Below are 11,425 nucleotides of genomic sequence, written 5' to 3' on the forward strand. Positions count from 1 at the left end.
TAAAAAAAGAGTCAATAGATAAGATTTTCTATTGACTCTTTTTTTATGTCTTAAATTGAATTATAAGTTTACTTCAATAGTACCATTAAACACAAATGTAGCCGGTCCGATTAACCAAATGTTTTTGAATCCATTTGTTTCGTCTCCTTCAAACTCAACTTTAAGTTTACCGCCTTTTACATCAATATCAAACGATTTACTTTTTTTATCCTTAACAAAAGTACTAATAGCAGAAGCTACAACACCGGTTCCGCAAGAATAGGTTTCATCTTCAACACCTCTTTCATAAGTTCTTACCTTGATGTGAGTGTCAGTTAATGCTTCAACAATATTTACATTTGTTCCACCCGGTTTAAATTGATCAGAATATCTGATTTCAGAACCGTATTTTACAATATCTACGTTGTCAATTTCATTTTTATGACTTACATAGTGTGGGGAACCTGTGTTTAAAAAGAAATAATCTTCCCCAGTTGTAATATTGGTAACGTCAGTCATCATTAAACTTACTATACCATCTTTATAACTGGCTTCATGCATTCCGTCAACCGCCTCAAAAAGGAATTTTTCAGTGTTGGTTACTGCATTCTGATGAACAGCAAAGGCTGCAATACATCTGCCTCCGTTTCCACACATCGAAGCTTCTTTACCATCGCTATTGAAATATCGCATGGTAAAATCAACATCTGGTTTGGCATTGTTTTCCAGTAACATTAATCCGTCAGCACCAATCCCCATTCTTCGATCACATAAAAAACTGACAAGTTGTATGTTTTCGCTGTCAAAATTACCGTTTCGATTGTCAATAACCACAAAATCATTACCGGTACCCTGATATTTGAAAAAGTTTATTTGCATCTTAATTTATAGAACTTATTGATATTTAGATTGTTTTGTATTTGTATTCTGTTTTAAAACCTGTACAAAGTTAAGGAAAATTGAGTTAAAATTAGGTTAATGGTGCTTTAACACTCTTTGAAAGGTATATAATTTGCGATTTTTGAAATAGAATTTATTAAATGCTTTATCGATAACTTTAAAATATACAGTTATGAATGTTAAAAAAATATTTTATGTGTTTTTAATAGCCGTGTTGGGAGCTATTGTTGGGGTTTATGCTTTTGTTTTAGTTGTCAAACCTCAATCGGGAATGGTTACAGTTGAAAAATCAGTTATACCGGCAGCCAGGTATGCATCATTACCAGGAAGTAGTGCACCTGCAGAAGTACCGGATTTTACAACTGCAGCTGAAAAATCAGTTGAAGCCGTTGTTCACGTAATGACTAAAAAACAATCTCAATCTAATGGATATTCGTATGGAAATCCACTTTTTGAATACTTCTTTGGTCCAAGAAGAGGAATGCCTGATCAAGGTCAGGGATTAGTTATGGGATCCGGATCAGGAGTTATTATTTCTGAAGATGGATATATTACTACTAATAATCACGTGATAGATGGCGCTGATGAAATTGAAGTCATATTAAATGACCGACGTTCTTATACAGCAGAATTAATTGGTACAGATCCTACTACAGATATTGCTTTGTTAAAGATTGATGAAAAAGGGTTGAAATATTTGACCTATGGAGATTCAGATGCACTTAAAATCGGAGAATGGGTATTGGCAGTCGGAAACCCTTTTAACTTGACATCAACAGTTACAGCCGGAATTGTAAGTGCAAAATCGCGTAATATTAATATTATGCGAAACAACAATCAACCAATGGGTATTGAGTCGTTTATTCAAACAGATGCTGCCGTTAATCCAGGAAATAGTGGTGGTGCCTTGGTAAATACCTATGGGCAGTTGGTTGGAATTAATACAGCTATTGCTTCTCAAACCGGTTCATATGCAGGTTATTCATTTGCTGTTCCTGTAGGAATTGTGCAAAAAGTAGTGGCTGATTTAAAAGAATTTGGAGAAGTGCAACGCGCCTTTATTGGAGTTCAAATCAGAGGCGTTGATGCCGAGTTGGCTAAAGAATTAGATATTGACAAAGTAGAAGGTGTTTATGTTGATGCGGTTACAGTAAATGGTGGTGCAGATAAGGCTGGAATAGAAGAAGGTGATATTATTATTAGTATAGATGGCATTAAAGTAAATACAAATTCTGAGCTTATTGAACAGGTTAGTCAACATCGTCCCGGAGATAAAGTAAATTTAATTGTAAAAAGGTCTGGAAAAAATAAACAATTTACCGTAATTTTACGTAATAGTTATGGTTCAACTGAATTAGTGAAAGAAAAAAAGGGAATTTCTGATTTGTTAGGAGCTGAACTTAGAGAACTAACAGAAGAAGAAAAAGAGAAATTAGGAGTAGGTTATGGTATGAAAATTGTTGAACTAACTGGAGGTAAACTAAAACAAAGTGGTATAAATGAAGGATTTATAATTTTGAAGGCCAATAGGTTGCCTATAAAAACTATATCAGACTTAAAAAATGTAATAGCTACCACTGACGGAGGATTGTTTATCACCGGAGTATATCCAAATGGACAAGTTGCTTATTATGCTATTAATCTTGAAGATTAGTAATAAAAATTAATTTGTCTCAATTATAATAAATTGTTGGATTTTATGTTTTAAAAGTATAATTTTGCGCCACATTTTGCATATCGGAATATGAGACAACTTAAAATAACAAAATCAATTACCAATCGTGAGAGTGCTTCCTTAGATAAGTATTTACAGGAAATTGGTCGCGAGGAATTGATATCTGTAGAAGAAGAGGTAGAATTAGCTCAAAGGATCAAAAAAGGTGATCAAGTAGCTTTGGAGAAGCTAACAAGAGCAAACTTAAGATTCGTAGTTTCTGTAGCAAAGCAGTATCAAAATCAAGGATTAAGTCTTCCGGATTTAATTAACGAAGGAAACCTTGGATTGATTAAAGCTGCTGAAAAATTTGATGAAACAAGAGGTTTTAAGTTTATATCTTATGCAGTTTGGTGGATTCGTCAATCTATATTGCAGGCTTTGGCTGAACAGTCAAGGATTGTTAGATTGCCATTAAACCAGGTTGGATCGTTAAATAAAATTAATAAAGCTTATTCTAAATTTGAGCAGGAAAATGAGCGTAAGCCATCTCCTGAAGAATTAGCTGATAAATTAGAATTACCTGTTGATAAGGTTGCTGACACATTAAGAGTCTCTGGACGTCATATTTCTGTAGATGCACCATTTGTTGAGGGTGAGGATAATAGTTTATTAGATGTTCTGGTTAACGGAGATTCTCCAAATGCTGATAAAACTTTAATTAATGAGTCTTTAGCAAGAGAGATTGAAAGAGCTTTAGCTACTTTAACAGAAAGAGAATCTGATATTATTAAACTTTTCTTTGGTATTCAAACTCAGGAAATGACTCTTGAAGAGATAGGTGAGCGTTTTGGATTAACAAGAGAAAGGGTAAGACAAATTAAAGAAAAAGCAATTAGAAGATTAAGACATACTTCTAGAAGTAAGCTTTTAAAGTCTTATTTAGGATAACAGATCTATAAGATAATATTAAAAGGCTGTCAATTTTTGACAGCCTTTTTTTTTGTCAAAATATTTGATTCTCAGTTCTAAATTTTTACTTTTATCGCATTAAATAAGAAATCATGAGTATTTACAGAACATCAAATTTAAAAAAGAGCGATAAAGGCTTGTATGAGTGCTGGATCTGTTGATGTTTTCTTTCCTTTTTAAGGTTGTTTGCACACTTCATTAATGCAACCTGATTTTTTTCTGTTTTCTTATTATAAATCAATTTATTTTTCATGGAAGGAAAGATATTTGATATAAAGCGTTTTGCTTTAAATGATGGGCCTGGGATAAGAACCACCGTGTTTTTTAAAGGTTGTCCGTTAAAATGTACCTGGTGTCATAATCCGGAAGGAATTTCTTTTGATATAGAAGAATTTGAACAAGAACGTTTTCTTGATGGAGAAAGGTTTGTTCATATTCAAAAGATAGGTCAATCTGTCTCCGTTCAAAAACTAATGGATGAGATATTGAAAGATGTAAACTTCTATATTCAAAGTGGAGGAGGAGTTACTTTTTCAGGAGGAGAACCTATGGCTCAAAGTGAGTTTTTAACTCTTGTATTAGCCGAGTGTAAGAAGAAAGGTTTGCATGTAACCATTGATACTACGGGTTTATGTAATACAGATAAACTTGATGTAATAAGTAATTATGCAGACTTGTTTTTGTATGATATGAAATTTGTGAACTCAGATTTACATTATAATTATACAGGAGTTAAGAATTCATTAATTATTGAAAACCTGGATTTTCTTCTGAATAAAAAATCAGCAGTAATAGTTAGAGTTCCTATAATTCCTGGTATAAATGATACAGTAGAATGTATTGCAGATTTAAAAGAATTCGTTAAAAACAGACAAAATCAAATTAAAGAATTACACTTTCTTCCGTTTCATAATATTGGGCAATCAAAGTATGAAAGGTTTAAGAAGGATTATAGTTTAAGCGCATTAAGTAGTCAACAGCCTGATGATTTAAATTACCTGATTGAAGAATTTAAATCGTTAGAGATTAAAACTCAAATAGGAGGTTTGTAAATTTTCAAACCTCATTAGATTTTGGCTTAGTTCATCATTCATTTTTATACTCATATTAATGATAAAATGATAAGCAATTTGTATTTATCTTAAAAGAAAAACATGAATCAGCGAATTGAAAAGCTTCGTCAACAGAGTTTGATGGCTGTAAATAGAATGTCGGTTGAAAGAGCCAGACTAGTTACAGAATTTTATAAAAGTATTGAAGGTTCAGATTACTCAGTACCAGAAACTCGTGCATTAGTATTTAAATATATATTAGAAAATAAATCATTATGTATTAACGATGGGGAATTAATAGTTGGAGAAAGAGGACCGGAGCCCAAAGCAACACCAACTTATCCAGAAGTATCCTTACACTCTCTGGATGATTTGGAAGTATTGGATCAAAGAGAAAAGGTAAGCTTTAAAGTGGATAATGAAACCCGTCAGTTATACGATTCTACGATAATTCCCTTTTGGAAAGGTAAAAGTAACAGGGATAAACTTATGTCCCGGATGACACCAGAGTGGCTTGAATCATACAAAGCCGGTATTTTTACCGAATTTCAGGAACAACGAGCTCCTGGTCATACCGTTTTAGGTGATAAAATCTATCACAAGGGAATTAAAGACATAATCAATGATATTCATTTAAAACGTACTGAACTTCAGGAAGCATCAGAGGCTGGCCAACAAGATCTTTTGGATGAATTAAGTGCAATGGAGATTGCAGCCAATGCAATAATGATCTATGCTCAGCGCAACGCTGACTATTTATTAGAATTGGCAAATGCAGAAAAGGATGCTATAAGGAAACAAGAGTTGGTTGAAATGGCTCAGGTTTGTCAAAATGTACCAGCTAATGCTCCGCAGACTTTTCATGAAGCGCTACAATATTACTGGTTTGTACATATTGGTGTTATTACAGAAGTAAATCCATGGGATTCATTTAATCCTGGTAGATTGGATCAACATCTGTATCCATTTTATGTAAAAGATATTGAGCAGGGAAGGTTGACTAAAGAGCGTGCAAAAGAATTGTTAATGTCCTTTTGGGTTAAATTTAATAATCAGCCAGCCCCGCCTAAAAACGGTATAACTGCTAAAGAAAGTAATACTTACACTGATTTTGCCCTAATTAATTTAGGAGGTGTAAAACCTGATGGGACAGATGCAGTCAATGAATTAAGTTTCTTAATTCTTGATGTAATAGAAGAAATGAGATTACTTCAACCAAGTTCTATGGTTCAGATTAGTAAGGAAAATCCGGATGCATTTATCCAAAGAACCTTACAAATTACAAAGACAGGATTTGGTCAGCCTTCGTATTTTAATACGGATGCAATAGTTCAGGAACTTGTAAATCAAGGAAAAGATATTGTTGATGCTAGAAATGGAGGTGCAAGTGGATGTGTTGAATCAGGAGCCTTTGGAACGGAAGCTTATTGGTTAACCGGATACTTCAATATCCCTAAAATATTAGAACTTACACTTCATAATGGCGTAGATCCCAAGTCGGGAAAATTATTGGGACTTGAAACTGGTAGTTTAGCAACCCTTGATACCTATGATAAGTTATTGAGCGCCTTTAATAAGCAATTAAATTACTTTTTAGATATTAAAATTGAAGGAAACAGAAGGATCGAATCTTTAATTATGAAAGAATTACCTGTTCCCTTTTTAAGTTTATTTGTTGAAGATTGTATTGGCAATGCTAAAGATTACAATGCCGGAGGAGCCCGATACAATACAAGTTATATTCAGGGTGTAGGGCTAGGTAGTATAACTGATGCATTAACAGCCATACAATATCATGTTTATGATCAGAAAAATATATCCTTAGAAGAAATGGTTAAGGCAACAGATCTTAATTTTAAAGGATATGAAGAATTACGATATAATCTCGTTTTCGAAACACCTAAGTTTGGTAATGATGATGCTTATGCAGATGCTAATGCTGTAAGAGTATTTGAGATGTATTACGAATCTATTAACGGTAAGTCCAATTCAAGAGGGGGTACTTTCAGGGTTAATTTATTACCAACAACTTGCCATGTGTATTTCGGACAGGTAATGCAGGCTTCAACAGATGGCCGAAAAGATGAAGAACCTCTTTCTGAAGGAATTTCTCCAGTTCAGGGTGCGGATAAAAATGGACCAACAGCAGTTGTAAATTCCATGCTTAAAATTGATCATACACGAACTGGAGGTACATTGTTGAATCAGAAATTTTTACCACAATTTTTCGATACAAAAGAAGGAATTGTTAAGTTAACGCATTTAATAAGAACTTATTTTAATCAGCTGGGCCATCATATTCAATTTAATGTTGTAGATGCGGATGTACTTAGAGATGCACAAAAGCACCCGGAAAAGTATCAGGATTTAATTGTACGTGTGGCTGGTTATAGTGATTATTTTAATGATTTAACCTTAGAGTTGCAGGAAGAGATTATAAAGAGAACAGCTCAGTGTGATATGTAAAAATTTATATTAACAATAGTATAGTGATGAATAAAAGTTTAATACTTACTCTTTTAATTTGTATTTCGGGTTTTGTAAATGCTCAAAGTTCAATTCTGGAAGAATTACGGAGTAATCCAAGGTTACAGGTTGAAAAAATAGAGACCTTTCCTGGTTATGATGAATCGTTTTTAATTATGATGAATCAGCCGATAGACCATGAAAATCCAGAATTGGGTTCTTTTAATCAACGTATTTGGTTAAATCACCTGAATAAAAAAGCTCCGGTGGTTATGGTTACAGAGGGATATTCTGCACCGCGTAATTATCAAACAGAAATTGCAAAAGAACTTAAGGCAAATCAATTGATAGTTGAACATCGATATTTTTTGGAATCAACTCCTGAAAACAAAGACTGGAGGTATTTGACTGTGAAAAATGCTGCAGCAGATCATCATGAAATTATTGAGTTGTTTAAAGATATTTATAAAGGTAAATGGTTAACTACAGGAATTAGCAAAGGTGGTCAAACAACACTCTTTCACCGAGCTTTTTATCCAAATGATGTTGATGTTTCAGTTCCATATGTAGCGCCAATTAACTTTTATAAAGAAGATCCGCGTCTTTTAGATTTCTTTGATCATGTAGGAACTAAAGAGGATAGAGAAAAGGTACATCAATTCCAGGTTCTTGTTTTAGAAAAGAAAAAGGAATTGTTGCCTTTATTTATTACTTATTGTAATGAACAGAATTTATATTTTTCCATGGGATTTGAAAAGGCTTATGAGATGGCTGTGTTAGAATACCCTTTTGCTTTTTGGCAGTGGGGAAATCCGGTTTCAGAAATTCCAGAAGAAAGTGATTCAAATGCAGAAATAATGGAGCACTTTATTAAAGGAGCCAGTCCCAGTTATTTTGCGGATCAGGTAATGAAGCAATATGAATCTTTCTTTTATCAGGCTTATAGAGAATTAGGCTATTATAATTATGTTCCGGGTGATTTAAAGCCATTAATGAATGTCATAAAGCAGGATACTGTATCAAACCATATATTTGCTCCAGTTGGAGATACATTAATCTATAACAGGAATACAATGTTATACGTAAGTGAACGATTGCACAAGAAAAATCCTCGAATGGTATTAATTTGTGGGGAATATGATCCATGGGGATCAACATCTTTAGATGTTACCGGAATGAGTCATTCCTTGAAAGTTGTTAAGCCAAAGGGATCACATCGTGCAAGGATTAATAACTTGTCTGAAGCAAAGAAAGAAGAAGTTTGGGCACTTATAAAGAAGTGGATGAAAGTAGATTAATAAGGAACTATATTTAGATTTTGAGACGCTGCCATACTAATATGAGCAGCGTTTTTTGTAATAATAAATGTTAAAAAACATAAATAAATGTTTTAATTCATAAAAATATTCAACTATCTTATGCTAGCAAAACAGTAGGAAAGGTAGTATATAAAATGAATGATATGAAGACACAATTAAAACTGCGTTATGTATTAGGATTGCTTGTAATTGTTATGAGCATTTCATTAAATGCACAAACTACTTTAATGGTAAAAAGTAGTCAAAGTGCTTTAAGTGTTTCCGGTACTTCTACTATTCATGACTGGGAGATGGAGGTTGAAGAAATGAAAGGAAATCTCCTGGTTTCGAATATGGATGATCTTGAGTCAGTTCAGAAAGGTGAATTATCCTTTAATGTGAAATCATTAGTAAGTGGACAAAGCTTAATGAATAAGAAAGCCTATGCTGCATTAAAAGAAAGTAAACATCCGGTAATAAAAGGAAAAATACTAAAGATTTATTCCTCAGCCAGTCAATATAAAGTTGAGCTGGAATTAACCGTTGCTGGCGTAACAAAAGCTATAACCTCAAATTTTAAAACTTCAATAGTTAATACCACACAAATTAAAGTACAAGGCAATTTTGATTTAAAACTGTCAGATTTTGATATTGAACCACCTGTGGCAATTATGGGAACCATAAAAACAGGAGATGCTGTTAATGTAAAATATTCTATCCTATTTGAAAAGAATTAATTTATAAAGAATCAGCTTGTTAATAAACTAAAATTTGAATTATGAAAAGAATTGTATTTTTATTAGCGTTATTTGTAAGTGTATTTGTTCTTCGTGCACAGCAATTTGAACCAGAAAAATTTAATCATGAAGATTTTAAGGATGTAAAAGTTCGTGTTGGTGGGGCATATGCTATTCAACTTCAGATGCTTGATCATGAATTAGCAAGTTCTTCAACAGAGACTTTAAAAGATATTAAGAATAATTTTAATCTTCCAACAGCTAATTTATCCTTAAATGTAGATTTAGCTCCCGGGGTTCATTTATTTGTAAACAATTATATGTCATCTCGTCATCATGAGGAAGCATGGGTTGAAGGAGGATATATAACTTTTGATTACTTACCATTTTTGCCTGCTGCAGAAAATATAATGAAGTATTTAACTGTTCGCGTAGGAGTTATGAATCCTAATTATGGCGATGCTCATTTTTATAGAAGTACCAATGGTTACGTAGTAAAAAATCCGTTTGTAGGTAATTTTATTATGGATAACTACACAACTAATCCTGGTATGGAATTTTTATTTAGAAAGGATGGTTTGATTGGATTAGTGGCGGTTAATAATGGTAGAATGAATTATGGAAGAGGAAATAATGTAGATCAGGATCTTGTTTTTAATTGGAAAGCTGGTTTTGATAAACAGCTTACTGATGATTTTAGATTAAGAGCTACATTATCTGGTTTTCATGTGGGTGAAGGACATAGTGGTGCATATTTGTGGGACGGAGACAGAGCCGGTGCTCGTTATTATAACGTAATGCAATTACAAGATGCAGATGATAACTTCAGATCAGGAAGATGGAGCCCAGGAAGCGGACAGACAGAAATGAATACTTATATGTTTAATGTATTTGCTCAATATAAAGGTTTTGAGCTGTTTACTGTACTTGAATCGATGAAGGGTGTTAAAGGGGGAGCAGACCAACATTTTACACAAACTGCTGTGCAACTACTTTATAGAACTGGAAGTGTTTATGTTGGAGGTAGATATAACCTTGTTTCAGATAAAAAAGATGATGAATCAACTGTGGACCGTGTAAATATAGGTGGTGGTTGGTTTATGACTCCTAATATTGTGTTTAAACTTGATTATGTAGTTCAAAATTATGATGGCCCGGCTCATGGTTATGCAGATGGAGGAAACTTTAACGGATTTGTTGTTGAGGCTGCTATTGCATTCTAAATAGGATTGTTTATCTGGCAACTATTTTTAGTTGCCTGAATTTAATAATAAGATCTAACTATAATGTTTGTAGATATTGAGATAAGGGTGTAAAAGGAAAACGGTTATGAAAAGGCATAAACAAATATTGAGGTTACTTTTTATAGCACTAATATTATTGAACTTTATTCAGTTTATCCATGCAGCTGGTATTGGGAGTGGTGAGTATTTATTTAGTAGGATAGTAATAAAAGGAACTACTAATGTAAATACATTTACAATCAATTATAGAAGTGAGGATTATATGCCTTTTACAATGCATAATTCTGAAGAAGATTCTCTTCTTTTATCGATTCCTGTTGATCAATTTACTGCAGATTCCAAATTAATGCTGCACGATTTTTTAAAGCTAATTAATGCAGAATCTTATCCATACATTCAAATACTTTTGAAGGATGTTATTGATAAAGATTTCTTTGAAGTATCAACAAATATAAAAAGGCAAATTACTATAGAGGTAAACGGAAAAACAAATTCTTACATTTGTAATACCAAATTGCAAGAATCATATCATAATAAATGGTATTTTTCAGGAGAATTGAATATTAAACTTACAGATTTTGACCTAATACCACCCGAAAAATTTTTAGGGATGATAAAAGTACGAGATGATGTAAGTATCTTCTTTAATATTCTGTTTGTAATAAAAAACTAAGTATTTGTGAGATGAAGTTTAGTACAAAAATAAGATATGGAATAAGGGCGATGACTACTATTGCCAGTGAAAATTCAGGTAATGGTGTTTTACAAAAGGAAATAGCTGAAAACCAATTGATATCAATTAAATACCTGGATCAGATTATTAGTGCCTTGAAAGCAGCTGAATTAATAGTAAATGTCAGGGGTAAAAAAAGTGGTTATATTTTAACAAAAGATCCTTCAGAAATTAAGATGCTTGATATTTATAGTGCTTTTGAAGGGGGTATTTATGTAATTGATTGTTTGAATGAATCTGTACAGTGTGATTTTCAGGATAAATGCACATCTCTTGTTTTCTGGGAAAATCTGAATAAATTAATTCATAATTATTTTAGTACAGTAACATTACAGGATGTAATATCCGGGAAAATACCAGAAGAAATAACATTTTTATAAAAAAAACGCT

Annotated in this window: 10 protein-coding genes; 9 read left to right on the plus strand and 1 reads right to left on the minus strand. The window is 32.8% G+C overall.

Annotation, left to right across the window (positions count from 1 at the left end):
* Positions 1 to 60: 60 nt before the first annotated feature.
* Positions 61 to 858, minus strand: a complete 798-nt coding sequence (gene dapF, locus OM075_RS17735; protein WP_301191877.1) for a diaminopimelate epimerase — start codon at positions 856 to 858, stop codon at positions 61 to 63.
* Positions 859 to 1,051: 193 nt separating this feature from the next.
* Between dapF and OM075_RS17740 the strand changes: the two genes are divergently transcribed.
* The 9 genes from OM075_RS17740 to OM075_RS17780 all read left to right on the plus strand — a co-directional run bounded on the left by OM075_RS17740 (position 1,052) and on the right by OM075_RS17780 (position 11,415).
* Entirely contained in the window at positions 1,052 to 2,533 is a 1,482-nt protein-coding gene (locus OM075_RS17740; protein ID WP_301191878.1) for a Do family serine endopeptidase, read from the plus strand.
* A 90-nt stretch (positions 2,534 to 2,623) separates the two neighbouring features.
* Complete coding sequence (locus OM075_RS17745) at positions 2,624 to 3,484, plus strand: sigma-70 family RNA polymerase sigma factor (RefSeq protein WP_301191879.1); 861 nt, start codon at positions 2,624 to 2,626, stop codon at positions 3,482 to 3,484.
* Between the two features lie 272 nt (positions 3,485 to 3,756).
* Positions 3,757 to 4,557, plus strand: a complete 801-nt coding sequence (locus OM075_RS17750) for a glycyl-radical enzyme activating protein (protein WP_301191880.1) — start codon at positions 3,757 to 3,759, stop codon at positions 4,555 to 4,557.
* Positions 4,558 to 4,659: 102 nt separating this feature from the next.
* Positions 4,660 to 7,023, plus strand: a complete 2,364-nt coding sequence (hypD, locus tag OM075_RS17755) for a trans-4-hydroxy-L-proline dehydratase (RefSeq protein WP_301191881.1) — start codon at positions 4,660 to 4,662, stop codon at positions 7,021 to 7,023.
* Between the two features lie 26 nt (positions 7,024 to 7,049).
* Positions 7,050 to 8,321 (plus strand): S28 family serine protease, encoded by a 1,272-nt coding sequence (locus tag OM075_RS17760; RefSeq protein ID WP_301191882.1) that lies wholly within the window; start codon positions 7,050 to 7,052, stop codon positions 8,319 to 8,321.
* Between the two features lie 164 nt (positions 8,322 to 8,485).
* Positions 8,486 to 9,058 (plus strand): YceI family protein, encoded by a 573-nt coding sequence (locus tag OM075_RS17765; protein WP_301191883.1) that lies wholly within the window; start codon positions 8,486 to 8,488, stop codon positions 9,056 to 9,058.
* Between the two features lie 41 nt (positions 9,059 to 9,099).
* Positions 9,100 to 10,281 carry a hypothetical protein gene (locus OM075_RS17770; protein ID WP_301191884.1) on the plus strand — a complete coding sequence of 394 codons (1,182 nt, stop codon included), beginning with the start codon at positions 9,100 to 9,102 and terminating at the stop codon, positions 10,279 to 10,281.
* Positions 10,282 to 10,387: 106 nt separating this feature from the next.
* Positions 10,388 to 10,975 carry a YceI family protein gene (locus OM075_RS17775; RefSeq protein ID WP_301191885.1) on the plus strand — a complete coding sequence of 196 codons (588 nt, stop codon included), beginning with the start codon at positions 10,388 to 10,390 and terminating at the stop codon, positions 10,973 to 10,975.
* Between the two features lie 11 nt (positions 10,976 to 10,986).
* Entirely contained in the window at positions 10,987 to 11,415 is a 429-nt protein-coding gene (locus OM075_RS17780; protein ID WP_301191886.1) for an RrF2 family transcriptional regulator, read from the plus strand.
* The last annotated feature ends 10 nt before the right edge of the window (positions 11,416 to 11,425 follow it).

The organism is Plebeiibacterium sediminum (assembly GCF_026013605.1).
Taxonomy (GTDB): domain Bacteria; phylum Bacteroidota; class Bacteroidia; order Bacteroidales; family Marinilabiliaceae; genus Saccharicrinis; species Saccharicrinis sediminus.